Genomic DNA, 24,807 nt, shown 5'->3' with positions numbered 1-24,807 from the left:
GGAATAAAATTACTTTTTTAAATCACGACGAATGCTTTCCATTAAAGCACTTCCACCGTTGTTTAAAATCTCCTCGGCACATTTTTTTCCGAAGTTTTTATAAGAATCAAAAGTACAACTTTTTTTGATTGTGTGTTTTTCTTTTCCGTCTAAAGAGAATAAAACGCCTTCAAAATCAATTTCATCAGCGTTAAATTTTGCTAAAGCACCAATTGGCGCTGTACAACCACCTTCTAACGTTTTCAAAAATTCACGTTCAATGTGTGTGCAAATTTCGGTTTCAGAATGGTTTAATTTAGCTAAGGTTTCTTTACAGAAATCATCGTTTTGCATAGCAACGACAACCATTGCACCTTGCGCTGGTGCTGGTACCATCCAATCTAAATCGATATAATTTTCTGGTTTTAAATTGATGCGTTCTAATCCAGCGGCTGCAAAAACAGCTCCGTTCCAATCGCTATCATGAAGTTTTTGCATGCGAGTATTTACATTTCCACGTAAATCGACCACTTTGTGATTTGGATATTTATTTAACCATTGCGCTTGTCTGCGTAAACTACCAGTAGCAATAGTTCCTTCCGAAGTTAAAAAATCTAAATTGCCTTTATGAACTAAAATATCAACCGTATTAGCACGTTCTAAAACGGCTGCTTGCACAATTCCAATAGGTAAAGCTGTTGGTACATCTTTCATGGAATGTACAGCAATATCTACCTGACCATTTATCATAGCGATGTCTAGGGTTTTAGTGAAAATACCAGTAATTCCTAATTCATAAAGTGGTTTATCAAGAATGATATCGCCTTGCGATTTAACTGCTGTAATTTCAGTTTTGTAACCTAAATCGTTTAGTTTTTTTTGTACTGTGTGTGCTTGCCAAAGGGCTAATTCGCTATCACGAGTTCCTATTCGGATTGTTTTGCTCATTATTTTGAAACCGTTTCTAATTGAAAAATTTTCTCAATCCATTCAATGCTTTCGTCTACCATGGTTTCATCATCTTTTAAATGATTCGCAAAGTGATTCGTGATTTTTTGAATGATTCTTGCCGTAATTAATTCGGCCTGTTCTTCGTCAAAATTAGCCAATTTTTTACGTTGAAAGTTTAATTCTCCTTCTTTAATTGTATTCAGTTTTGCTTTTAAAGCATGTATGGTTGGTGCAAATTTACGCTGTTTAGTCCAAGCCATAAATTCGTCTTTAATTTCTTCAATAATGGCTTCGGCGGCAGGAATGTGTTTTTTTCTGTTTTCCAAAGTTTCATCTGTAATTTGCGAAAGTTCATCCATGTGAACTAAAGTAACACCTTCGATGTCTTTTACATTTTCGTTCACATTTTTAGGAATCGATAAATCTAAAATTAATAAAGGTTTTTTTAGATTTAAAATGGCTTTGTCAACCGTTGGATTTTGAGCTCCAGTTGCTACTACAACGACATCTGCTTTTTGAAGTTCTATTTGTAAATCAGCATAATCTTTTACGATAACGTCAAGTTTTTTAGCTAATTTCTCCGCTTTTTCTTTAGTTCTATTGATTAATGTGATTTGTTCGTGTTTTGTATGTTTTACTAAGTTTTCACAAGTATTTCTGCCGATTTTTCCTGTTCCAAAAAGCAAAATATTTTTTGAAGCAATATCTTCAACATTTTTAAAAATATATTGAACAGATGCAAAAGATACTGAAGTAGCTCCAGAAGAAATCTCAGTTTCGTTTTTAATTTTTTTACTCGCTTGGATAACCGCATTTACTAATCTTTCTAAAAAAGCATTGGCTAAATCAAATTCTTTACTTTTTACAAAAGCATTTTTTAATTGACTAATGATTTCAAAATCACCTAAAATTTGACTATCTAAACCTGTTCCTACACGAAACATGTGTGAGATTGCTTCACTATTTTTGTACACAAAAGCTACTTTTTGAAAATCTTCAACTGTTCCTTGGCTGTTTTCGCAAAGTAATTTAATCAATTGAAAAGGGTGTTGAGCAAAACCATAAATTTCAGTTCTATTACAAGTAGAAGTTACAATCAAACTATCAATACCTTCACCTTTGGCTTGATGTAATAAGTTAGTTTTGGCTTGTTCATCCAAACTAAATTTTCCTCTCATTTCAGCATCTGCTTTCTTGTAACTTAAACCTACTGCATAGAAAGTAGGATGCTTTGCGAATGTATTGTTTTCCATATGGTGTACTCTTTCCTGAAAGTTTAACAAAATTATATTTTCCAATTTTATAAAAACAACGCTTGAAGGACTTTTTATGTCGCTCAACGATATTTTAAAGATAAATAAGTCTTTTTCTTATATTTTTTTTAAATTTGTTATGTTATCTAGTGTTTACAAATTAACTATGTAGATTAATTCTAAATAATGATTTTTGATATTCACATAAATACATACGTAAAAATGTCGCTATGGGTTCATTTTATAAAAAAATATTTTTCGAAAAAATAACAAGGCGCTTACCCTATCTATTTATTTTTTATTGTGTTTCAGTAATGGCACAAGGAGAAGCTAATATTTGGTATTTTGGCGGAAATGCAGGATTAAATTTTAATAATAATCCTCCAACCCCTCTTTTAGATTTGCCTGCTGGTGGTATGTTTTCTTCTGAAGGTTGTTCTACAATAAGTGATAGTGATGGAAATTTGTTGTTTTATACTAATGGGGAAAAAGTTTGGAATAGAATTTTCCAAATAATGTCAAATGGAGATAATTTAGCAGGACACAATTCATCATCTCAATCTTCTGCTATCATACCATATCCAGGCACTTATAATTTTATAAAAAAACGCTTTGATAGATATTTCCTTGTTACTCTAGATGATTATTCAGCTGATGCTCCTGTTGCTGCTGATAAAGGAGTTCGGTTTTCCGAAATTGATATGAATTTGGATAATGGATTAGGTGCTGTTACTGTAAATAAGAATAGTCATCTTTTTGGAACCACTACAACAGAGAAAGTTTGTGTTGTTCCGCATAGTAATGGTTGTGATTATTGGGTAATTTGTAAAGTTGTAGATAGTAATGATTTTTATACCTACCGTGTATCTAGTAGTGGTTTTAACACCGTTCCTGTTATAAGTACAACTAGTCTTTTTGTAGATGCAAGGCCAGGACAAATGAAGGTTTCGCCAAATCATAAACTTCTTTCATTTACAGTACCTACAAGTAGTATTTATTATGGTTTTTATGTATTTAATTTTGATAATAATACAGGGTTAATTACGGATAAATTTACAGACAGAACATCAGGTGAAAATCAATATGGTACAGAATTTTCTCCCGACAGTAAAGTGTTATATAAATGTTCTGGAAGAAGAATATATCAATATGATGTAACTACAAATTCAAACAGTGATTTTATTGCTTCAAAAACAACAATAATGTCTTCAACGAATGGTTTATTATCGATGCAACTTGCTCCCGATGAGAAAATATATATTGCACGACCGATTTTAAATTCACCTAATGGACGTATTGGTGTTATAAATAATCCTAACCTATTGGGACTAAATTGTGATTATGTTGCCGAACAACAATATATTGGTGGAGGTATTTCATTAGCGGGATTACCTAATCAGTTAAACTATCTAGTACCACATAATAGCATTGTTATTGAGAACGAATTGTGCAACGGGCTACAATTATCGCTCGAAAACAACAATAATATTAACAGTTATAATTGGCAATTAGCGTATGCCAATAATCCACTTGTTATCATAGGAACCTCGACAGATTCAAATCCTACATTGCAATTTCCAATTCCAAATGAAGATTACGTAATTACATGTAGTATAATTTCGGATTGCTATAGCAATACTTATAAACTACTATTTACTCCAAATGATTTAAATTATAGTACACCTATATTTAATTTCTCCACATTAACTTATTGCCAAAACCAAGTGCCAGACACTTTGCCTTTAACTTCGGTAGATGGAATTGCTGGAACTTGGCAACCAAGTTCAGTTAACACCACCAACATTGGTATAACTACTTATACTTTTACACCTAATCAAGGTCAATGTGCCAATCCGATTACTATTAATGTTGAAATTAATAGTGAGATAAGTATCAATTTTACTGATGTTAGTATTTGTGAAGGACAGTCCATTGCTTTTCCAAGTACTAATAATGTTAGTGGAGTTTGGGTTCCTGCAATTGTTAGTAATACGAATAGTAATACGTATACTTTCATTCCGGATGAGGGATGCTTCAATTCTGCACAATGGACAGTTGTTGTAAACCAAAACAATAATATAAGTTTTGAAGATACTGCAGTTTGTTATGGAGGAATTATAACTTTTCCTAATACAAATGGAATTATCGGAACTTGGTCTCCTACAAGTATTAGTAATACTCAAAGCGGAATTTATACTTTTACTCCAAACAACTCATGTAGTCCACCAGCAACTTGGCAAGTTTTGGTTGTAGAAAGCTTTTCTAATTTAACTATATCTACTTACAATACAACTATAATTGCTAATGTTGACAATGTTAATAGTTTGCTTTTGTATCAATTAAATAATGGAAATTTCCAAGATTCTAATACATTTGAAAATGTAAATCCGGGTTGCCATACAGTAAATGTTACAGATATATATGGTTGTACAAATCTTTCTTCTTCGGTTTTTGTTTTTGATTATCCCAAATTTTTCTCACCAAACAATGACGGATATAATGACTTTTGGAATGTTTTTTTAGAAAACTCAGATACTACTTTGTCTATTTTTGATCGTTATGGAAAATTGTTAAAACAAATTCGTCAGGATGAAGTAGGTTGGGATGGAACTTATAACGGGTATAAACTTCCTTCAACAGATTATTGGTTTGTATTAGATTATGACGAATGTGGAATTAAACGAACCTTTAAATCACATTTTACTTTAATTAGATAATGTTTCAGAATTGGAAATAATCTTCAAAAAATGTTTAAAATAATAATAAAAACAGTATCTTATTTCTTTACAAGATATGATGAAAACTAAAGTTTTTATCGGTATTTATTCATAAATTTGAATACCCCAAATAACAAGAAAAAAACAGCGCTATGGCTTCATTAGAAGAAATAAAAATTGAAAATGAGTTTATTTTATTGCGTTTTCAAAATGATAGTAACGAAACAATTAAAATAGAACGACCAGTAAGCCAAGGTCTTATTCAGTTTCATTTTGGTATTAAAGGAAAGGGAAAATTTATTTTTAATCAAGGGAGTTACGCTTTGGATTTAAAAGAAGAAAAATCGCTTTTGTTTTACAATCCACAAAAAGAATTGCCAATACATTTAGAATTAGCACCTAATACTTGGATAATTTCTGTAATTGTATCCATAAAAAAATTTCATGGACTATTTTCTTCAGAGGCAGAAAATATCCCTTTTTTAAGCGATGAGAATAAGGATAAGAAATACTATAAAGAGAACGACATTAGTCCATCTATGTCAATTGTTTTAAGTCAAATTTTCCATTATAATTTAAACTCGTTTATTAAAAATTTATACTATAAAGGTAAGGGTTACGAATTGTTGAGTTTATATTTCAATCGTTCTGAAGATCCAAATGCAGAACAATGTCCGTTTTTAATTGATGAAGAAAACGTTTTAAAAATAAAAAAGGCAAAGGAAATCATCATTGCTAATATGGCTGAACCTCCAACATTAGAAGTTTTATCAGATCAAGTAGGATTGAGTCTAAAAAAATTAAAAATAGGTTTTAAACAAATTTATGGTGATACCGTTTATGGATTTTTGTTTGATTATAAAATGGATTATGCACGTCAGTTACTAGATAGTGGTTCCTATAATGTAAATGAAGTTGGATTAAAAATTGGATATAGTACAGGAAGTCATTTTATAGCTGCTTTTAAAAAGAAATTTGGAACAACGCCAAAAAAATATTTGATGTCGATTAATTCTAACGTATAAAAAAAGAGCCCTAAGGCTCTTTTTTTAATTATAATAGTGTGCGATAATCACAACTTCATCATCTCCACCACCCATTTGCATTTTAACAGCTCCAGTTCCTCCTGTGTCGGCAACAAACAATATCCCTGCAAACATTGGGCAATAAGTTCCTGGGCCTAATTTTATGTAATCATGTCCAGTTGCGTAGAACTTTTTATCAAATCCTTCGCCTCCACCAGCTCCTAAGGTACTTCCGTTAGTATAAAAGTTACCGCTATATCCCATGGCTCCTGGGTTTCCTGCAAAATCAATTGGATTTCCATCATAATCTGTTGTAACTATAGCTCCTGCAGGGCCAGTTTGTCTTAAATAAACATAAAATTGAGCAGTACGTGCATGGTAATCATCTATAGGATTTCCAGATTTATATATTTCGTATGAAATGGCATAATTAATTTCTACAATTGCAGGCCTTGTTAATGTAAAAGTTGATAAACCTGCACCTGTTTGGCGTGGCCACCCTGCTTGTGAATATCCAGAACCAACTCCAGTTTGATTTACTTGGTTTGAATCTGCTCCTCCTGTATCTAAAGGATCATTTAGGTAATTTGCGGGATTAAATAGTACTTCAATATTTGTTGGAGCATTGTTTAAAACCAAGTCTCCATTTGAGTTGGCGTAAACACGAGTATTTTCTTTATCGCCTAAATTTAATGGATTATTAGTTGAATTTAAGCCTTCGATACGAATAGTTGAATTAGTGCCCGAGATGTGTAATTCTTCTTGTGGGTTTGTATTGTTTACGCCTACTTGAGCCAATCCAAGTAGTGAAGAAAATGTAAATAAGAATAAAAATATTTTTTTCATAACTAATTCTTTAGTTGTAAATACGAATTTTTAAATAATCTGATGAACCTCCAAAACCTACGTAGGTGTCTCTGTTGTTACCGTCTGCAGTTTCTCCATAAAAAACTAATGAATGATTGCCAGCAGGGATGTTTCCATATCCAACACCGTGAATAAAAGCGTATCCAACAGAGCCTTGTGCATAAGAAGTATAGGCTTCTCCGTGTAAACCATATCTTTTAGAGAGTTCTGTAGCATCTAAACCATCACTATTTAAATCGATATAGAAATAACAACGTACAGTTCTTGCAGAAACATCACTGAAAGTAGAAGCAGCTGCAGCGGGTAAAAACTGGTCAGAAAGGTCAATTGTCATAGCATAGCGAACTTCTATTAATGCTTCTTGAGGACTTGAAAAAGGTACTGAAACTATTTGATTTACGGCAGTAGTTACACCAACTGGGTTCGCAACAACAGTTCCATCTCCAAAAGGGCCATTTGGAACAAAATTTGGGATACTAATTAAAAAATTTAAAGGTTCGTTTGTGCCAACACCACCTCCAGTTGTAAAGCCAGGAGGGTTTAAGGTTAAGTCTCCATCGCCAGTTACATAAACAGGGGCTAATTTTGGAGCTACATTTAAAACGGGTTCATTTGTAGAATTTAAACTTTCTATACGAATAGTAGAATTTGTACCTGCAACATGTAAATCTTTTTGTGGATTATCTGTTCCAATTCCTACTTGAGAAAAAGAAAAATTACAAGACAAAATGAATGCTATATAAAATATTGTTTTCTTCATAATTACAGTAGGGGATTAGTATAAACGAATAAAAATAGAGTCTGGTCCACCAGCAAATCTAACAAATGTATTTCTGTTAGCTGACCCCGAACATACTGTTCCGTAAAATCTTACGGTGTGTGTGCCTGGAGTTAAATACATGTAAGTTGTTCCGCTATTATAAATGTATCCCGTAGCAGCATCTGGAGCAGCTGCAGGGTTTGTTGCAATATCATTTCTGTTAAAATAGCATTTTGAACTTGGAGCGTATCTTCTTGTTGTTGAGGTTAATGTAGGTGTGTTTAGTGTAAAAAAATTAGTTATGTTTCTGGCGTATGGGTCTTTAACAATAGTTAGTAGATTGTCTTGAAAAACTTCCACACTCAAAGAGTATTTTATTTCTAGTGTAGTGTTTCTGGCAACTGTAAAAGTGTAAGAAGTTATTTCAACAGTTTCATAACCATCATTTGGTAATTGAGCTGTAGTAATAGACACTGTTCCATTGACAGCGGCAGTTGTGTAGGCATCTGAACCATCACTGTTTTGATAAGCAGAAACTTTTAACGTTAAATCGCCATTGTGGTCTACATATAAAGGATATGTTTTATCAACACCTCCACCGTTAAATGAATTGTTTGTAGAATTCAATCCGTCAACTCGAATTGTACCTGTTTGTGAGCCTAAATGAAGTGTTTGCTGAGGATTGTCTTTGTTGATTCCTACACCGCTAACTTGTGCGTTTGAGGTTATTCCAATAAAAAAAAATATCAGAAAAATAATTTTTGATTTCATGCTCTACCTTTTCCTCAAAAATCTAAATATTTTTCTGATATTCAATATTTTGCATTAAATAATCGACAAAACACATTATTTACCGATAAAAAGCAAATTATTTTTAAAAATTTAGTTAAAATAGTACGCAATTATTTGAACCTCATCCATTCCTACTCCTAAATATAATTTTACAGCACCTGTTCCACCAGTATCTCCAACGGCAAGTTGTGCAGCAAACATAGGAGTGTAAGTACCTGGTCCTAAAACCACATAATCAGATGCTGTATTTCTGTAGTTTCTCCATTCACCTTGATTTCCTGCAATATTATTGTAAAATTGACCATTAATAGCTAATAAACCTCCAAGTTCCATACAGTTACTTGTAATACACCAAGGTCCGCCATTTATAGGATTACCATAATAATCGTTAATTACAGCTGGTCCTAAATAATTATTTTGTCTAAAATACATTGCTGTTTGAACAATTCTAGCTCTAAAATCATCAATACGAGAGGTTGCAGTAACATTTTTTCCAACATTCCAGCTTACTGAGTAATTAACTTCAACAATAGCGGGTTTAGTTAATGTGAATGATATTGCAGCACCTCCAATTGGTATTCCGCCTTGACTAAAACCAGCACCGCTACCTACTTGGTTTATTAATGAAGTTGGGTCTTGAACGTCAACTAAATAATTTTCTGAGTCAAACAGAATTTCAACATTGTCGGTTAAAGTTCCTAAAACTAAATCTCCATCTGCATCAACATAAACGGGTGTTGAAGAAGCTATTCCTAAATTATTAATATTGTTAGGGGTGTTTAATCCATCAATTCTAATAGTAGAATTTGAACCTCCTACGTGTAATTCTTCTTGTGGATTTGTCGTATTTACACCTACTTGTCCATTAACTGAAATGCAAAATGTAAAAATAATTGGGGTAAAATATTTTCTCATGATTGTAGGGGTTTAATTATATACACGTAGTTTTAAATAATCTGTTGCACCACCAAATCCAACACTTGTAAATGTGCTTGGTGGGTCTTGAACTTTTCCGAAGAAATGGATTGAATGCGTTCCGGGTGGTAATGTAGCATATCCTTGGCTATTCATATAAGGATAACCTAAAGAGCCTCCTGCAACTGAGCAATAAAATTGTCCTTTATTTCCATATTCAATAGCTTTTTCTGCAGGACTTAAACCGTCGTTGTTGATGTCAAAACAAAAGAATGTTTCAATGGTTCTAGTCTTGCTATCATTGATGTAAGCTAAACTTGGTGTCAGCATATTTGAGCCAGAAATAACTAAAGTAACTCCATGCTTAACTTCTACAGTACAAGCAGCAGGAACTGTAAATGTTACACTGTAAATAAATCCTTCAACGCCTTCTTGTGTTAAGTCGCTATTAATTATTCTTCCCAAACTGTTATAAGGTGCTGGTAACCCATCAATATTATCAGGAATAAAATTAGGAACATCAATTAAAAAGTTAATGGGTAAATTGCCATTACCACTTCCTCCCGCTGTGTAATTTGGAGGGGTTAATGTTAAATTTCCATTAGAATTTACATAAACACGAGCATTTTTTATTCCATCATTTAACACATTGTTTGTGCTACTTAATCCTTCTATTCTAATAGTTGATGTATTTCCGGAAACGTGAAGTTCTTCTTGTGGGTTTGTAGTTCCTATACCAACTTGACTAAAGCTTATAGAAGTACAAAACAATAAACATAAGTATTGATTTTTCATAATTTTGGGGATTAAAGAATTATAATACTGTTATAAAGTATTTAGTGAAGCCTGAATAGTAATGAGTCGTTACCTCTTGCAAATTTTACGCAAGTAGCCAAACCTGTATTTGCAGTGGAGTTTGTAATTCCAGATGAAACCTCACCATAAAAACGAATTACATAAGATCCTGCAGCGGGTAATGAAATGTAAGAAGTACTAGTGTTAAACAGTTTTCCTGTTTCTCCATCGGTGCTTCCACCTGTGTAACATTTTCCAGATTGTCCATATTTTCTGCCTGCTCCATTCACCTGAAAATAGGTGTTTACTCGTCTAGCTCTTCTGTCTGAAATAGCTGTTTCGGCAGGATTTAAAAAAACATCCATACTAACATTGTATTTTACTTCAAGAATGGATGCTCTATTAACAGCAATGGTAAAATTAAAAAGTTCACCCACAATTAAACCGTCATTATCACCTGCGGGAAGTGTTACAACAGACCCTGGTAAAATAGCATGATCTAAAGCATCAGAGCCATCGCTATTATATAAAGGCTTGAATTCTAATGTTAAATTTCCATTTCCATCTACATAAAGAGGGTATGTAGCTGTTCCGCCACCATTATATGTAGAATTTGTTGCGTTTAATCCATCAACACGTATAGTTCCGTTTGTAGAACCTAAATGAAGAGCTTGTTGTGGGTTGTCTTCGTTGATGCCTACTCCTTGCACTTGAGAAAATGCTGAAGTTGAAACAAACCAAATTAGTAATTTAATGTAATGTTTCTCCATAATTCAACGATTTTAATTATTAATAATGCAATAATTCTTCCACTAAATTAAATATTATTTAATTTAAAAAAAATTTTATTGTTAATAATATTGTAATTTTAACAAAAATTCGATAAAATGTATATTTTTTCCGATAAGTAGTTGAATTTGCTTTAAGATTAATCCTACGGCATTATTTTTTTGATAATTAAATAGTATTTTTGAAAAAAAAAGAAAATGAAAAAAGGAGTACTATTAATTAACTTAGGTTCGCCAGATAGTCCTGAACCAAAAGATGTTAGAAAATATTTAGATGAATTTTTAATGGATGAACGCGTTATAGATGTTCCTTATTTACTTAGAGCGCTTTTGGTAAAAGGAATTATTTTGAATACTCGTCCAAAAAAATCGGCTAAAGCGTATAAAAAAATTTGGTGGGAAGAAGGTTCTCCATTAATTGTTTTATCAAAACGTTTACAAGATAAAGTTAAAGAGCAAGTTAGTATTCCTGTTTCTTTAGCTATGCGTTACGGAAATCCAAGTATTGAATTTGGTTTAAAAGAATTACACAATCAAGGTGTAGATGAGGTTTTATTAATTCCATTATATCCTCAGTTTGCTATGGCAACTACTGAAACTATTTTGGTGTTAGCCGAAGAAATTCGAAAAAAACAATTTCCAAATATGGAATTTACGGTTCTTCCTGCTTTTTACAACCAACCTGATTATGTTCGTGATTTGTCTAATTCTATTAAATCGGCTTTAGATAATTTTAAATCAGATTATTTATTGTTTTCTTATCATGGAGTTCCAGAGCGACACATTAAAAAATCGGATGTAACAAAATCGCATTGTAAAATAGATGGAAGTTGTTGCAATACGCCATCAAAAGCACACGAGTTTTGCTACCGTCATCAATGTTATGAAACAACTAAGCAAGTAGCCGAATTTTTAGGTTTGGAAGAAGGAAAATACAGTACCTCTTTTCAATCTCGTTTAGGTCGCGATCCTTGGTTACAACCTTATACCGATGCTACCATTGATGGATTAGCTCAAAAAGGCATTAAAAATTTAGCTGTTGTAACTCCTGCGTTCGTTTCGGATTGTTTAGAAACTTTAGAAGAAATTGGAATGGAGGCTGCTCATAGTTTTAAAGAAAATGGAGGAGAAAATTTTTTATCAGTGCCTTGTTTGAACGATAGTGAAGATTGGGTTAAAACCATGAGCCGATGGATTGACCAATGGGCTTTTCAAAATCAATAAAAAATGGAACTTTACAACTACATAAAATCACTACATTTAATCTTTGTAATCACTTGGTTTGCTGGGTTGTTTTACATTGTTCGTTTATTTGTATATCATGCAGAAGCCAAACAAAAAGCGCAACCAGAGCAAGATATTTTAATAAAACAATACCAATTAATGCAATACCGTTTGTGGTACATTATTACTTGGCCAAGTGCTGTTTTAGCTAGTGTTTTCGCTTTTTGGATGTTGTTTTTTACCGAAGTTGGAAATGTTTGGTTAACCCAACCATGGATGCATGTAAAATTGGCATTTGTGTTTTTATTGTATTTGTATCATTTAAAGTGTCATCAAATTTTTAAACAATTACAAAATAACGAAGTAAAACATTCGGGTAATTTTTTTAGAATTTGGAATGAAGGCGCCACGATAATATTATTTGCAGTTGTTTTTTTAGTAATTTTAAAGAATGCAATCAACTGGATTTATGGGGTTATTGGAATTTTTGTTTTTTCGATTTTAATAATGATGGGATTCAAATTGTATAAAAAAATAAGAGAGAAGAACCAAAATAGGTAATGGATAGAATTTTTAACATCAAAAATCTTTCACTACGAATAAGAATATTTCTATCCATGATATTCTTAACACTTATTGCGTCTATACTTATTGCTACAGTTTCCATTTATCAATTTAGAAAAGAGGCTCGTGAATACCATCAAGACCGTTTAGAACGAAAAGAAACTGCAATTGCTGAACACATAAATTATGTTTTACAAACAACCACTTATCCACTAAACACAAAGAATATTCCGCTAATTTTTAAAGATAAAATTTTCGAGTTAGCAGATATTCATAGTATGGAAATTAATTTTTTCGATTTAAAAGGAAACTTGTTAATTTCATCAAAAGCCATTTTTAAATTAGACAAAGACAAACCAAAAATAAATCCTTCGACTTTAAAAATTATTCAATCTTCTTTAGATAAAAGATATATAGAATTTTCAAAAATTGAGGATAGGACCTTTAGGTCATCCTATTCTTATTTAAAAGATAATAAATTTAAGCCTCTCGCTATTTTAAATTTACCTTATGAAGAAGATGCGGAATTTTACGATAATGAAGTTCAAAATTTCTTAATTCGTTTTGGACAGGTTTATACTTTTATGTTTTTCATTGCCATTGTTCTTTCTTATTTTTTATCGAGCTACATTACAAAATCATTAAAAATTATTAGTGATAAAATTCAGGAAACTCAATTAAATCAACGTAACGAAAAAATTGTAATCGAAGATGGAAGTAAAGAAATTAATCTTTTAATTGACTCTTACAATAACATGGTGGATAAATTAGAAGAAAGTGCTACCATTTTAGCTCAAAGCGAAAGAGAACAAGCTTGGCGCGAAATGGCAAAGCAAGTAGCACATGAAATTAAAAATCCGCTTACGCCAATGCGATTAACCGTGCAAAGTTTTCAACGAAAATTTGACCCAAGCGACCCAAATATTACAAAAAAACTAGACGATTACACTAAAACTATTTTACAGCAAATTGATACGATGACAGCTGTTGCGGGTGCTTTTTCAAACTTTGCAACCATGCCAGCACAGCAAAACGAAACTTTAAATGTAGTTCGAATTGTAAAAATGGCTTTGGAAATTTTTAATGAAGATTTTATTCAGTTTTCAGCATTAGAAGACGAAATTATTGCCAAGTTAGATAGAACACAATTAATCCGTGTGATTACAAATTTGGTTAAAAATGCAATTCAAGCAATTCCCGAAGAACAGGAAAACAAGTTGGTTTTTGTGACGGTTTTTAGACAAGATAACGAAGTTAAAATCGCAGTAAAAGATAACGGAAAAGGAATTTCAACAGAAAATCAGGAACGTGTTTTTGAACCAAAATTCACCACAAAATCAAGCGGAATGGGACTTGGTTTAGCTATTATTAAAAATATCATAGAAAATTATAACGGAACGATTACCTTTGAAACAGAACCAAATGTAGGAACCGAATTTTTGGTTTCTTTCCCAATAAATAAATAATCAAAACAAACAAAAATGGAAAATATTCTTATTGAAAAACAAGATGCTATTGCAATTGTAACGATTAACAGACCTACTAAATTAAATGCTTTAAATAAGGCAACTATTCAAGAATTACACGATGGATTTAAATCGTTAAACGAAGATAAATCAGTAAAAGCAATTATTGTAACGGGTAGTGGTGAAAAAGCTTTTGTAGCTGGAGCCGATATTTCAGAATTCGCCAATTTTTCAGTAGAAGAAGGTGGAAAATTAGCCGCTGAAGGTCAAGCCCTATTGTTTGATTTTGTGCAAAATTTAAGCACTCCAGTAATTGCAGCAGTTAATGGTTTTGCTCTTGGTGGCGGATTAGAATTGGCAATGGCTTGTCATTTTAGAGCAGCTTCAACAAATGCAAAAATGGGATTACCAGAAGTGACTTTAGGAGTTATTCCAGGTTATGGAGGAACACAACGTTTAGCGCAATTAGTAGGAAAAGGTCGTGCTATGGAAATGATTATGACAGCAGGAATGATTGACGCTGAAACCGCTAAAAACTACGGATTAGTAAACCATGTTGTAGCTCAAGAGGAATTATTAGATTTCACAAAAGGAATCGCAACTAAAATCACTAAAAATTCAAGTGTAGCTATCGCAAAAGCTATCGAAGCAATAAATTCTAATTTTGAAGATGGAACAAACGGTTATGAAGTAGAAATTAAAAACTTTGGTCTTTCTTTTGGAACTGAAGATTTTAAAGAAGGAACAACGGCATTTTTAGAGAAACGTAAAGCGGAATTTCCTGGGAGATAATTAAGTATTCAGTGTTCAGTTTTAAGTTATCTGATTTTAGCAACTTGTAACTGAACACTGTTTTCTATTCTTGCCCATCCCATTCAGCATAAAACTGACTTAAAAATGTCACCATAAAATCGTGGCGTTTTTGAGCAATTTTTTTACCTGTTTCGGTGTTCATTTTGTCTTTAAGAAGTAGAAGTTTTTCGTAAAAATGATTTAATGTTGGCGATTCACTATTCTTATACTCTTCCTTACTCATGTTCAAGTTTGGTTGAATATTCGGATTGTACAACGGACGATTTTTAAAACCTCCATAATTAAAAGTACGAGCAATTCCAATCGCGCCAAGCGCATCTAATCTATCAGCATCTTGAACAATTTCTAATTCTTTGGAATTGAATTTCTTTTCGAAATTTCCGCCTTTAAACGAAATATTTTCAATAATAGCAATTACGTGTAAAATGATGTCTTCTGAAACATTTTGCGATTCTAAAAAAGTTCTTGCTGTTTTTGGGCCAACCGTTTCATCACCACCATGAAATTTAGAATCGGCAATATCGTGTAAAAGCGCTCCAAGTTTTACTACGGTTACATCACATTCCTCTTCTTCGGCAATTAATAAAGCATTTTTATAAACACGTTCAATGTGAAACCAATCGTGACCGCCCTCAGCATGAGCTAGTTGATTCTTTACAAAAAGGATAGTATTATTGATAATTTGCATGGTTCTAATTTACAAAAAAAATTCCAAACTCATAATTGAATTTGGAATCTGAAATTTTATTTTTCGAATGTTATTTTATCAAAGCAGGTTGTACCCATTTAAAAAGTTCTCCTTCAGCAGGAACGACTAATCGTTCTGAAATTTTTGTCATTCTAGCAGGTAATTTCATTAAATAGTCACGTGCTTTTTCAGCTTCATCGGTAAGATTACAAATTTTATCAATCTCCCATTTTTCATTTAATTTTTGAAGAATATCTACATAATCCATTGCAGTATAAACTCCTAAACGTTGCGCTGATTCTGAGAATTTTTCGAATGCAGTTCCAATACTTTCACCTGATTCTCTAATTAAATGCGCTGGCATGGTAATTTTTTTCTTCATCATGTATTGAAACGATAACATCATTTCGCTTGGGTCAATTTCAAAAATACGTTTCACAAATTCGCTATACGCTAAGTGATGACGCATTTCGTCTCCAGCAATTAAATTACACATTTTGTGTAGTTTTTTATCGCCAAATTTCTTTGCCATTTGTGCTACACGATTGTGCGAAACATACGTAGCTAATTCTTGAAAACTGGTAAAAACAAAGTTTTTGTATGGGTCTCTATCAGTTCCTGGGTCAAAACCATCGTTGATTAAATGCTGTGTTGTAATTTCAACCTCACGCATATTGACTCTTCCCGAAAGGTATAAGTATTTGTTTAAAACATCACCATGACGGTTTTCTTCTCCTGTCCATTGGCGTAACCATTTAGCCCAACCGTTATCGCCCTTTTCTCCTTTTTGCGAAACGCCTTCAACATCCATTAACCAAGTTTCGTATGTAGGTAAAGCCTCTTCAGTAATAGTGTCTCCAACTAAAACTACCCAAAAATCATAAGGTAAATCTTTAGCAATTTCGCGTAGTTCTTTTACTTCCTCTAAAAAATTTTCTTTAGAAGAATCAGGTAATAAATCAGTTGGTTGCCAAATTTTTTCGACAGGGATTAAGAATTCTTCCATGAAATGATCCACTTTTTTTTCTAAAAATTGCATCACTTCTAAACGGACGTTTTGTATAGACATGGGGGTTGTATTTTAAATGGGGTTATTTTTTAATATGTTTTGTAATTATGGTTTCGGTTTTTTCAAAAATTTCTTCGAAAGGATGTTCGGATATTTTTAATGGCTCATGAATAGTAAATTCTAAACGAGTTCCTAGTCCGAGAGGAAAAGTACCAAATTTAGTCATTTTCCATGAGTTATTTATAGTTATTGGTAAAAAGTAGGCATCTGGTGCAAATTTGTATAACATTTTTAATCCATTAACCGCGAAAGGTTTAGGTGTTCCAGTTTTGCTTCTTGTTCCTTCTGGGAATATGACAACCGAGTAGTTATTATTGTTAATTAATTCGGCTACTTTTTTAATTTCTGGTAAAGCTTGTTTTGGATCTTTTCTGTCAATTAAAGCCGAACCGCCATGTTTTAAATTATAAGAAACACTAGGAATCCCTTTTCCTAATTCAATTTTACTGATGAATTTTGGATGTACTTTTCTTAAAAACCAAATAATAGTTGTGATATCGTGTAAACTTTGGTGATTGGCAACAATAATTAAAGGTTTGTTTTCAGGAACATTTTCCATGCCTTTAATATGATATGTTGTACCAAGTAAATGCGCGGTTCTAACTAAGCAAAGATTCAAATATGCAACACTAATGCGATGTGCATTGTATCCAAATAAATTAAAACAAACCCATTGAATTGGATGAAAGATCAACAACCAAATAAAAAAAACTATTGTATATAGAATTGAAAGTGGGTATGAAAGAATTTTTTCCATGTAAAAAACCAATTTAGGCAAAAGTAAGCTATAAAATAAAAATCCACCAATGTTTTGATGGATTTTATTGTATGCCAGCATAGTATAATGCTTGTATTTTTATTCTATAATTACACAAGAACCATTTACACAATCAGTATTATTAGGAGGACTTACTACCATACAATCTGAAACAGCTCCTGTTTGTATATTGTATTGATAATCCATTTCATAATATTCATTTACCAAGTTTTCCAATGTAGTTTGATTAACAGTACTAGGAAAAACTAAAAACTCTCTTGGTCCACCACAAGGTTTAGCGCCAAATGCGATGTAGTTACAATTTGATGTGTTAGTACACGAAAAACTGTTTATATAATCAAGAATCTCTTGTTTTTTCTCAATCAATTGTTCAGGTGTTATTTCTGAAACATTTGGCTCATTTTCATCACATTGAAAACTTTGCAAAAGTATTGATAAGAGCAAAATTCGAATGATAGTTTTCATAATCTTTTTCTAATAAGATTCAAAAATCATGAAAAGGTTGCGCTAAAAAATATTAGCAAAATTCGTTGTAAGCGTCTTTTAAATTTTCAGCAATTAATTCTGCCGGACGACCTTCGATATGATGACGTTCTAACATGTGAACTAACTCACCATTTTTAAATAAAGCCATACAAGGCGAAGACGGAGGAAAAGGAAACATGTGTTGGCGTGCTGCATCAACTGCATCTTTATCAACTCCTGCAAAAACAGTTACTAATTGTGAAGGTTTTTTTGCGCCATCTAAACTCATTTTTGCTCCTGGACGTGCATTTCTTGCTGCACAACCACAAACAGAGTTGATTACTACTAACGTAGTTCCTTCATTTTTTAAAGCATTTTCTACTGCTTCAGCGCTATATAATTCTTGAAAACCAGCTTCTGTTAATTCAGCGCGCATTGGTTTTACCATTTCTTCTGGATACATAATGTATATTGTTATAAGTTAACGAATGGCAAAGTTACAAAGTTTTTTGCTTGTTATAGAAAACCAATTCATAAAGATTTGTTATGATTTGATAGTTTGGAGTAATTAAATTGTAAAGATTATTTTAAGTCAGGGAATGTTTTTTTAAACGACCATTCTTCATAACCATATGAAGGCAATCCAATAGTTTTTCGTGTTGAATCTATTTTTTTTGGATTTATTAATAGTTCCTTTCCAATAAATGTTCCATAATATAATTTGCTATTGTCAAGATAAATTTTGTCAATTATACTGCCATATTCAAAGGGAGATATATTTCCTTTTACTAGATTTTCATAAAGAAGAGAAACATATTTTTTTTTGTTTTCGGTAGTTTGATGAAAGAGAATAACGTCAAAATTTATGGGTTCATTTTTATCATTTAAAATATAACCAACTAAGTTTTGGTGTGGATAACCATATTTTTTTATAATTTCTTCAATTTCTTTTTCATGTTTTTTTTGAAATTCATTCATTTTTTCATGATTAAGAGATGGAGTTCTTGCACTCAGATCTTCATCATGCATTCTAATTATTCTATTTCTTAATTCTTTATTAAACCTTTTGTCATATTTTTCACCTAACAATTTCATTTCTTCTCTTGAAAATTTTGTAATATTAAATAGTCTATTATATATTGAATCACCATCAGGATGACTTTTAATTATGCTCCCATACTTTAAAATTCCGTCTCTTATTTTTGTGTCTAAGTTATCAGTATTCCCCGTCATCACACAGCAAGCAATATAAGTAGAATATTCATTAACATTTTTCATGTTTGCTGGCTCAAATTTTTTAAATAAGCTGTCTAAAATTTCATATGATCGTTGATAATTTCCAACTAAACATAGACTGTCAGCTTCGTATGCTTTTAAATAGTAAGGTATATAATTTGCATTCTTGTCATCAATTTTTGTAAAAGTACTTTTGCAAGAAACAATTGTTAAAGTAATAATAGAAATAAGGAATAAGCTTTTTTTCATAATTTGAGCAATCTTTTAATTAACGCTTTCACAAACATCATTTTTGGGCATCTCCAAATCACTTGTAAATCTTCCCAAATAGGAGTTTCTTCATCTAAAAATTTAAAAATCACTGTCGAATTTCCACTTTTAAACATCGAAGAAAATATTTTGGAACCTAATTCATTTTTTGAGCTCAAAATATCCAACAACAACAAATCATAGAACCAAAATTTATCTTTCTTATGAAACTTTCTAAAATCTGTCATATCGAGCGAAGTCGAGATACTTTTTTCTAAAAACTGAACTAAAGCTTTCGATTTTTTGGATGCATTTTTAAAAGTATATCCTGTACTTGCTTTTGTCCAACCGCCAGCCGACCCAATATTGATAACGTTTTTAGTATTGTGTTTCCAAAAAGGATAACACGTCATTGGAATATTTCCTTGTTCTTTTTCGATGATTTCGTATTCTGTTATTCCTAGATTTTTAATGTATTTCTGAATTTCAGATTCATATTCCTCTTTTGAAAGTAAATCTTTTGAAAACAACGTATATTCTAACAAAGCTTCATTTTCTGATGTTGGTAAAACATACATAAAACGCGTATTGCCTTTTTGTTCCACCGAAAAATCCATGAAAGTAGCACAATTTGGAGTAAAAACCGCTTCTTTACTTTTGATAAACCAACCGATAAAATGTTGATGAATTAATGGGAATTTGGTTTGCGCTGTAACAACTTCTGGATTATAAATGGAATTAAAAATCTTGTTACAAGTAAAGGTTTCTTGTTCCGTTTTTACAACGCAATGATTTCCTAATTCGGTAAAATCGACTACTTTTTGGTTCAGAAAATGGATGTTTTTATGTTCGGAAATCTTCTTGAAAACCAATTCATAAAAATCTAAACCATTAATTTTCTTGTATTGATAAGGCGTTAATTCTAAAACTCGATTAAATTTTTCATTCGCAAAAACAGCTTGATTCCATTTTTTTGAGACGATTTCATCAAATAAATTGTTTTCATCCCAAAAACACCAAGTTCTATCGTTTACTTTTTTAGTATTCTCATCAATTAGTAAAATAGATTTGTCGTCAAATTTTCCAGATAAAAGCAATTCGTAAACGGTCATTAAAGCCGATAATCCTGAACCTGTGAAAATGTAATGATAATGTTGCATTAAAAAATAGTATATCGAATTCCTAAAAAACCTCTAATTCCTTGATTGGGCGCATACACATAAGTTGCGTCAAAATTTTCGCCAAAAGGATCTTCTGCTCCAGCTATTAAATATGGAGTTCCTTTATTTGGTGTCCAATTCAACATATTTTTTACCCCACCATAAAGTTCAAAACTACGAAATTTTTTATAAGTAAACTGAATGTTTTGCAAACTCCAAATAGGAGAATACTCAGGTCTTGGATCTAAATCACCTAAAATGGGTAATCGCATCGGTCCATATAAATTTCCAGTATAATCAATAGATAAAAACCATTTTGGAATATCGTACGTTATTGCCCAATTAGCACTATATTTTTCAGTTAAAACAGGTGTTGAACTCACTCCGTTTTGCACGTTTTTTGGTTCCATAATGGTAAAACCAAGAATTGCTTTTATTCCGAAAGGTGTAACCAAATCGATATTGCCACTTATCCCTAAGGTTTGTGCATATCCGTTTAAGTTCGAATAAATGATTTGGTCAGGATTTGTGTCATAATCTGGAATAATTTGATTGTTAAAATACGTATACCAAGCCGAAGTTTCAAATCCTAAAAAAGTACCGTTTTCAAATCTAATTTTCTTCAAATAATTCAAATTGATGTTGTACGAAGTTTCAGGTTTTAAATCTTCGGTAATTACAACTTCTCTTGAACCCGTTAAAGCAGCATGTTCTTCGGTAAATAAATTTACAATTCGAAATCCAGTTCCCGCATTAATTCGAAATACATCGTTTTCTGTTGGATTCCATTTGTAAGCAATTCTAGGTGTAAAAATGTTTCCGTGATTGTTGTTGTAATCGTATCGAGCACCTAATAAAATATGATGTTTTTCAGCCAATTTTATTTCATCTTGAAGAAAAACACTATAAATTTTTGTCTGTTCTGCCGAAAGAGTTGCTGTTGTATTATCGTCATAGTATTGATAACGAAAAGCTGCGCCCAATAGTAAATTATGGTTTTCTAACTTTTTATCCCAAGTATATTGTCCGAAAGCAATTTTTTGATTCGCCAAGTAAATCGTGTTTCCATACACCGAATTTTGGTCATGTGCCGTCATTGAAAACGACAAATACATGTTTTCTATAGTTGGTAATTGATATTTGCTTAAAAGTTCCATACGTTTTGTATAAATACTTTCACCATACACTTCTGCACCACCACGATAGGATTTATTCCATTGCATTTCGCCACCCCAGCGGTCTTCGTAAAATAATCTTCCTGCGATGGTGAACTCTTTGTTATTTTTTCGCTCAAAGTTCCATTTGTTGAAGATGGAAATGCGTTCTTGCAAGGTAACATCGGTAAAATTATCGTTGTTATTGTCAATTGGCTGGTTGTAGTTGTAATAATTGATACCAACTAAAGTTGTTGCTTTCTTTCCAACAGTACTTTTCCAACCTAAATCGACATTGGTTTCTAACCAAGAAGTCGAAAAAATATCGGCTGAAAATAAGGGAGCAGTTGTTGGTTTTTTGGTAATTATGTTTATTAGTCCGCCAACCGCTTCACTTCCATACAAACTTGAAGCTGGACCTTTTACTACTTCAACTCTATCAATCAAAGAATTCGGAATTCCAGACAAACCATAAACCGTAGAAAGTGCACTCACAATCGGCATTCCATCAATCGTAACCATCGTGTACGGACCTTCTAATCCGTTAATATGAATGTCGCCAGTGTTGCAAATGTTACAATTGAGTTGTGGTCGAACACCATTTACATTTTGTAAAGCTTCAAAAATATTGGAGGTTGGGTTTTTCTTTAAAAAGGCTGTTGTATACACTTCAACAGGAACTGGTGTTTCCATTCTTGAAACAGGTTTTAGTGTTCCAGAAATCACCACATCCTCTAATGTGTTTGCATCTTCAATTAAGTTAAAATTAAGGGCTGTTTCGGTGTTTTCTGTTAGCGTTATTTTCTTTTTTTCGGGCTTAAACCCAATGTATGAAGCGGTAATTGTATAAGAACCATTAGGAATATCTTTGAATTCATACAAACCATTTTCATTGGTTTCCACTCCTTTGTTTAGTTCTTTTATATAAATGTTGGTAAATGCCAAAGCTTCATTTTTAGCGGTTACTTTACCCTTTATAGTGTTTTGTGAAAAGGTAAAAATCGAAAAAAATAGAGTGGTATAAATAAATATTTTAAACATTGTAAAATTAAATTTAGACAAAACTAAAAATAAAACATTTACAAAACTAAAAAAACTTTATATATTTGTCAAAATGAATTGTTTATGACCATTTCGGAAGAAAATTATATAAAAGTTATTTATCATTTGTCTTTGGTGTCTCCAAAAGGCGTTAATACGAATGCTATAGCAGGTATGCTCGATACCAAAGCGTCATCGGTTACCGACATGATGAAGAAACTTTCGGATAAAGATTTGGTAAGTTATCAGAAATACCAAGGCGTTACGCTTACTGATAAAGGTTTGCATTCAGCAAAAATGATTGTAAGAAAACACCGTTTATGGGAAGTTTTTCTAGTAGATAAATTAGGTTTTTCTTGGGATGAAGTACACGAAATAGCAGAAGAATTAGAACACATCAAATCGGAACAATTGATTAATAAATTGGATGCTTTTTTAGGGTTTCCAGTCGCTGATCCACATGGAGATCCTATTCCCGATGCGAAAGGCGTGATTAAGAAAATTGAAAAACAATTATTATCCGAAGTTGAAATTAACGCTTCGTTTCATTGCGTTGGCGTGAAAGATTCTTCTACCGATTTTTTAAAATATTTAGATAAGCAAAAAATTGCATTAGGTTCGGTTGTAAAAGTAATCGACAAAGAAGATTTTGATGATACCTTAACCGTTGAAATCGATGGAAAACGCTTAACGATTTCGAATAAAATTGCTAATAATTTATATGTACAATAATTATGTTTGATGCGATTATAGATTTTTTTGAAAGTATTGACCCGATTCTGGCTGCTTTTTTAGCTACCACATTTACGTGGGGATTAACGGCATTTGGTGCTTCGTTTGTGTTCTTTTTTAAGACGATGAATCGAGTTGTTTTAGATGGAATGCTTGGTTTTACTGGCGGCGTAATGGTTGCGGCAAGTTTTTGGAGTTTGTTAGCACCCGCTATCGAAATGAGTGATGGAGATGGTTTTGTAAAAGTAATTCCGGCAGCGTTTGGATTTGCTTTAGGAGCTTTATTTATTTTCGGCTTGGATAAAGTCTTGCCACACATGCACATTAATTTCAAAGAAACAGAAGGCATAAAATCACCTTGGCAAAGAACTACACTATTAGTTTTAGCCATAACTTTACACAATATTCCTGAAGGATTAGCGGTGGGTGTTTTGTTTGGTGGTGTTGCAGCGGGAATTCCAGAAGCATCAATCGCTGGAGCGGTTACTTTGGCTATCGGAATTGGAATTCAAAATTTCCCTGAAGGAATTGCGGTTTCTATGCCGTTACGAAGAATGGGAATGAGCAGAAGAAAAAGTTTCATGTACGGACAATCGTCTGCGATTGTAGAACCTATTTTTGGAGTTTTAGGAGCAGTTGCGGTTACTTTTTTCACTCCAATATTACCTTATGCTTTAGCTTTTGCAGCCGGAGCCATGATTTTTGTAGTAGTTGAAGAAGTAATTCCTGAAACGCAACAAGATAAAAATACTGATATCGCAACTTTAGGTTTTATCGGCGGATTTATCGTGATGATGACTTTAGATGTAGCTCTAGGTTAAGCTAAAAATCTTTGTTAAAACGTTTTACATTGTATTTTCGATGTTTATTTTTGCGTCATGATACGATTGATAAATAGAACTAGTTTTGGAAAATTTCTTTGGATTTTCATGGCGTTTTATTTCTTGAATTGTAGTGTAGATGCACCTGATGTCCAAATTTTTTCTCAACAAGAAAATCTAAAATTTAACGATCAAGAAAGTATTGTAGAACTTTTGGTTGAAAAAGTATTGGGTTTTGAAAATGCTATTTCTGAGCAAGATGATGTTGAGAATACTTCTCAAAAATCAATGAAAAAATCAATTTCTTTAGATTTTTTTGTTTTCAATCTAAATGATGGTTTTAAGAGTAATAACTTTAATTGGAATTCCAATGAAAAGTCGATTTTACAATTACCATTTTTTGATAGTATTTCCTTGGAAATTACTTCGCCACCACCACTTATTTAATTTGATTTTTTATAACTGATTTTAACTCCAAAAACGGAGTAATTTTTACATGTTTATT

Annotated in this window: 25 protein-coding genes; 9 read left to right on the top strand and 16 right to left on the bottom strand. The window is 32.2% G+C overall.

Annotated features, from left to right (window positions below; translation table 11 throughout):
- Window positions 1-9: 9 nt before the first annotated feature.
- Together hemC and hemA are read right to left on the bottom strand one after the other, a co-directional pair.
- Window positions 10-930 (bottom strand): hydroxymethylbilane synthase, encoded by a 921-nt coding sequence (hemC, locus tag B0I03_RS05350; protein WP_111566436.1) that lies wholly within the window; start codon window positions 928-930, stop codon window positions 10-12.
- Window positions 927-2,183 carry a glutamyl-tRNA reductase gene (hemA, locus tag B0I03_RS05345; protein WP_111566435.1) on the bottom strand — a complete coding sequence of 419 codons (1,257 nt, stop codon included), beginning with the start codon at window positions 2,181-2,183 and terminating at the stop codon, window positions 927-929. The genes hemC and hemA overlap by 4 nt, the downstream gene beginning before the upstream one ends.
- A gap of 314 nt (window positions 2,184-2,497) precedes the next feature.
- On the opposite strand from hemA, the gene B0I03_RS05340 reads away from it, so the two are divergent.
- Entirely contained in the window at window positions 2,498-4,900 is a 2,403-nt protein-coding gene (locus tag B0I03_RS05340) for a T9SS type B sorting domain-containing protein (protein WP_181452349.1), read from the top strand.
- Between the two features lie 152 nt (window positions 4,901-5,052).
- Window positions 5,053-5,925, top strand: a complete 873-nt coding sequence (locus B0I03_RS05335; RefSeq protein WP_111566433.1) for a helix-turn-helix transcriptional regulator — start codon at window positions 5,053-5,055, stop codon at window positions 5,923-5,925.
- A gap of 24 nt (window positions 5,926-5,949) precedes the next feature.
- On the opposite strand, the gene B0I03_RS05330 is transcribed toward B0I03_RS05335, so the two are convergent.
- From B0I03_RS05330 to B0I03_RS05305, 6 genes are all read right to left on the bottom strand, one after another.
- A complete protein-coding gene (locus B0I03_RS05330) occupies window positions 5,950-6,771 on the bottom strand; it encodes a hypothetical protein (protein WP_111566432.1) in 822 nt (273 codons plus the stop codon).
- A 10-nt stretch (window positions 6,772-6,781) separates the two neighbouring features.
- Window positions 6,782-7,552: a hypothetical protein gene (locus B0I03_RS05325; RefSeq protein WP_111566431.1), complete on the bottom strand. Its 771-nt coding sequence runs from the start codon at window positions 7,550-7,552 to the stop codon at window positions 6,782-6,784.
- A 15-nt stretch (window positions 7,553-7,567) separates the two neighbouring features.
- Window positions 7,568-8,323: a hypothetical protein gene (locus B0I03_RS05320; protein WP_111566430.1), complete on the bottom strand. Its 756-nt coding sequence runs from the start codon at window positions 8,321-8,323 to the stop codon at window positions 7,568-7,570.
- Window positions 8,324-8,434: 111 nt separating this feature from the next.
- The gene (locus B0I03_RS05315) at window positions 8,435-9,259 is read right to left on the bottom strand and encodes a hypothetical protein (RefSeq protein WP_111566429.1); all 825 of its coding nucleotides are present in this window, start codon (window positions 9,257-9,259) and stop codon (window positions 8,435-8,437) included.
- Between the two features lie 12 nt (window positions 9,260-9,271).
- Complete coding sequence (locus B0I03_RS05310; protein WP_111566428.1) at window positions 9,272-10,054, bottom strand: hypothetical protein; 783 nt, start codon at window positions 10,052-10,054, stop codon at window positions 9,272-9,274.
- 41 nt (window positions 10,055-10,095) lie between these two features.
- Complete coding sequence (locus B0I03_RS05305) at window positions 10,096-10,824, bottom strand: hypothetical protein (protein WP_111566427.1); 729 nt, start codon at window positions 10,822-10,824, stop codon at window positions 10,096-10,098.
- 216 nt (window positions 10,825-11,040) lie between these two features.
- On the opposite strand from B0I03_RS05305, the gene hemH reads away from it, so the two are divergent.
- The 4 genes from hemH to B0I03_RS05285 are packed head-to-tail and all read left to right on the top strand — an operon-like array spanning window position 11,041 to window position 14,888.
- Window positions 11,041-12,066, top strand: a complete 1,026-nt coding sequence (hemH, locus tag B0I03_RS05300; RefSeq protein ID WP_111566426.1) for a ferrochelatase — start codon at window positions 11,041-11,043, stop codon at window positions 12,064-12,066.
- 3 nt (window positions 12,067-12,069) lie between these two features.
- Window positions 12,070-12,627, top strand: coding sequence for a CopD family protein (locus B0I03_RS05295; protein ID WP_111566425.1), 558 nt, complete (start codon window positions 12,070-12,072; stop codon window positions 12,625-12,627).
- Between the two features lie 56 nt (window positions 12,628-12,683).
- Entirely contained in the window at window positions 12,684-14,096 is a 1,413-nt protein-coding gene (locus B0I03_RS05290) for a sensor histidine kinase (protein WP_111566424.1), read from the top strand.
- A gap of 15 nt (window positions 14,097-14,111) precedes the next feature.
- Window positions 14,112-14,888 carry an enoyl-CoA hydratase/isomerase family protein gene (locus tag B0I03_RS05285; protein ID WP_111566423.1) on the top strand — a complete coding sequence of 259 codons (777 nt, stop codon included), beginning with the start codon at window positions 14,112-14,114 and terminating at the stop codon, window positions 14,886-14,888.
- A gap of 64 nt (window positions 14,889-14,952) precedes the next feature.
- Here B0I03_RS05285 and B0I03_RS05280 read toward each other — a convergent pair whose 3' ends face one another.
- From B0I03_RS05280 to B0I03_RS05245, 8 genes are all read right to left on the bottom strand, one after another.
- Window positions 14,953-15,597 carry an HD domain-containing protein gene (locus B0I03_RS05280; RefSeq protein ID WP_111566422.1) on the bottom strand — a complete coding sequence of 215 codons (645 nt, stop codon included), beginning with the start codon at window positions 15,595-15,597 and terminating at the stop codon, window positions 14,953-14,955.
- Between the two features lie 70 nt (window positions 15,598-15,667).
- Window positions 15,668-16,666 (bottom strand): acyl-ACP desaturase, encoded by a 999-nt coding sequence (locus B0I03_RS05275; protein ID WP_111566421.1) that lies wholly within the window; start codon window positions 16,664-16,666, stop codon window positions 15,668-15,670.
- A gap of 22 nt (window positions 16,667-16,688) precedes the next feature.
- Window positions 16,689-17,423, bottom strand: a complete 735-nt coding sequence (locus tag B0I03_RS05270) for a lysophospholipid acyltransferase family protein (RefSeq protein WP_181452348.1) — start codon at window positions 17,421-17,423, stop codon at window positions 16,689-16,691.
- Window positions 17,424-17,522: 99 nt separating this feature from the next.
- Window positions 17,523-17,909, bottom strand: a complete 387-nt coding sequence (locus B0I03_RS05265; RefSeq protein ID WP_111566419.1) for a hypothetical protein — start codon at window positions 17,907-17,909, stop codon at window positions 17,523-17,525.
- Between the two features lie 52 nt (window positions 17,910-17,961).
- Window positions 17,962-18,372, bottom strand: a complete 411-nt coding sequence (locus tag B0I03_RS05260; RefSeq protein ID WP_111566418.1) for a BrxA/BrxB family bacilliredoxin — start codon at window positions 18,370-18,372, stop codon at window positions 17,962-17,964.
- A 119-nt stretch (window positions 18,373-18,491) separates the two neighbouring features.
- Entirely contained in the window at window positions 18,492-19,394 is a 903-nt protein-coding gene (locus B0I03_RS05255; RefSeq protein ID WP_111566417.1) for a hypothetical protein, read from the bottom strand.
- On the bottom strand, window positions 19,391-20,554 hold the full coding sequence (locus B0I03_RS05250) for a lycopene cyclase family protein (protein ID WP_111566416.1): 1,164 nt from the start codon (window positions 20,552-20,554) through the stop codon (window positions 19,391-19,393). The genes B0I03_RS05255 and B0I03_RS05250 overlap by 4 nt, the downstream gene beginning before the upstream one ends.
- Complete coding sequence (locus B0I03_RS05245) at window positions 20,554-22,749, bottom strand: TonB-dependent receptor (protein ID WP_111566415.1); 2,196 nt, start codon at window positions 22,747-22,749, stop codon at window positions 20,554-20,556. The genes B0I03_RS05250 and B0I03_RS05245 overlap by 1 nt, the downstream gene beginning before the upstream one ends.
- Before the next feature lie 84 nt (window positions 22,750-22,833).
- Between B0I03_RS05245 and B0I03_RS05240 the strand changes: the two genes are divergently transcribed.
- The 3 genes from B0I03_RS05240 to B0I03_RS05230 are packed head-to-tail and all read left to right on the top strand — an operon-like array spanning window position 22,834 to window position 24,749.
- Window positions 22,834-23,481, top strand: a complete 648-nt coding sequence (locus tag B0I03_RS05240) for a metal-dependent transcriptional regulator (RefSeq protein WP_026725513.1) — start codon at window positions 22,834-22,836, stop codon at window positions 23,479-23,481.
- A 2-nt stretch (window positions 23,482-23,483) separates the two neighbouring features.
- Window positions 23,484-24,302, top strand: coding sequence for a ZIP family metal transporter (locus B0I03_RS05235; RefSeq protein WP_111566414.1), 819 nt, complete (start codon window positions 23,484-23,486; stop codon window positions 24,300-24,302).
- 57 nt (window positions 24,303-24,359) lie between these two features.
- Entirely contained in the window at window positions 24,360-24,749 is a 390-nt protein-coding gene (locus tag B0I03_RS05230; RefSeq protein WP_111566413.1) for a hypothetical protein, read from the top strand.
- Window positions 24,750-24,807 lie beyond the last annotated feature (58 nt).

This window comes from Flavobacterium aquaticum (genome assembly GCF_003259835.1).
In the GTDB taxonomy this organism is placed as follows: domain Bacteria; phylum Bacteroidota; class Bacteroidia; order Flavobacteriales; family Flavobacteriaceae; genus Flavobacterium; species Flavobacterium aquaticum.
This window is presented reverse-complemented; position numbering and strand designations above follow the sequence as displayed.

Coding starts and splice junctions, on each gene's coding strand:
- hemA (WP_111566435.1), bottom strand. CDS start 2,183: ATGGAAAACAATACATTCGCAAAGCATCCTACTTTCTATGCAGTAGGT.
- B0I03_RS05340 (WP_181452349.1), top strand. CDS start 2,498: ATGGCACAAGGAGAAGCTAATATTTGGTATTTTGGCGGAAATGCAGGA.
- B0I03_RS05335 (WP_111566433.1), top strand. CDS start 5,053: ATGGCTTCATTAGAAGAAATAAAAATTGAAAATGAGTTTATTTTATTG.
- B0I03_RS05330 (WP_111566432.1), bottom strand. CDS start 6,771: ATGAAAAAAATATTTTTATTCTTATTTACATTTTCTTCACTACTTGGA.
- B0I03_RS05325 (WP_111566431.1), bottom strand. CDS start 7,552: ATGAAGAAAACAATATTTTATATAGCATTCATTTTGTCTTGTAATTTT.
- B0I03_RS05320 (WP_111566430.1), bottom strand. CDS start 8,323: ATGAAATCAAAAATTATTTTTCTGATATTTTTTTTTATTGGAATAACC.
- B0I03_RS05315 (WP_111566429.1), bottom strand. CDS start 9,259: ATGAGAAAATATTTTACCCCAATTATTTTTACATTTTGCATTTCAGTT.
- B0I03_RS05310 (WP_111566428.1), bottom strand. CDS start 10,054: ATGAAAAATCAATACTTATGTTTATTGTTTTGTACTTCTATAAGCTTT.
- B0I03_RS05305 (WP_111566427.1), bottom strand. CDS start 10,824: ATGGAGAAACATTACATTAAATTACTAATTTGGTTTGTTTCAACTTCA.
- hemH (WP_111566426.1), top strand. CDS start 11,041: ATGAAAAAAGGAGTACTATTAATTAACTTAGGTTCGCCAGATAGTCCT.
- B0I03_RS05295 (WP_111566425.1), top strand. CDS start 12,070: ATGGAACTTTACAACTACATAAAATCACTACATTTAATCTTTGTAATC.
- B0I03_RS05290 (WP_111566424.1), top strand. CDS start 12,684: ATGATATTCTTAACACTTATTGCGTCTATACTTATTGCTACAGTTTCC.
- B0I03_RS05285 (WP_111566423.1), top strand. CDS start 14,112: ATGGAAAATATTCTTATTGAAAAACAAGATGCTATTGCAATTGTAACG.
- B0I03_RS05280 (WP_111566422.1), bottom strand. CDS start 15,597: ATGCAAATTATCAATAATACTATCCTTTTTGTAAAGAATCAACTAGCT.
- B0I03_RS05275 (WP_111566421.1), bottom strand. CDS start 16,666: ATGTCTATACAAAACGTCCGTTTAGAAGTGATGCAATTTTTAGAAAAA.
- B0I03_RS05270 (WP_181452348.1), bottom strand. CDS start 17,423: ATGGAAAAAATTCTTTCATACCCACTTTCAATTCTATATACAATAGTT.
- B0I03_RS05265 (WP_111566419.1), bottom strand. CDS start 17,909: ATGAAAACTATCATTCGAATTTTGCTCTTATCAATACTTTTGCAAAGT.
- B0I03_RS05260 (WP_111566418.1), bottom strand. CDS start 18,372: ATGTATCCAGAAGAAATGGTAAAACCAATGCGCGCTGAATTAACAGAA.
- B0I03_RS05255 (WP_111566417.1), bottom strand. CDS start 19,394: ATGAAAAAAAGCTTATTCCTTATTTCTATTATTACTTTAACAATTGTT.
- B0I03_RS05250 (WP_111566416.1), bottom strand. CDS start 20,554: ATGCAACATTATCATTACATTTTCACAGGTTCAGGATTATCGGCTTTA.
- B0I03_RS05245 (WP_111566415.1), bottom strand. CDS start 22,749: ATGTTTAAAATATTTATTTATACCACTCTATTTTTTTCGATTTTTACC.
- B0I03_RS05240 (WP_026725513.1), top strand. CDS start 22,834: ATGACCATTTCGGAAGAAAATTATATAAAAGTTATTTATCATTTGTCT.
- B0I03_RS05235 (WP_111566414.1), top strand. CDS start 23,484: ATGTTTGATGCGATTATAGATTTTTTTGAAAGTATTGACCCGATTCTG.
- B0I03_RS05230 (WP_111566413.1), top strand. CDS start 24,360: ATGATACGATTGATAAATAGAACTAGTTTTGGAAAATTTCTTTGGATT.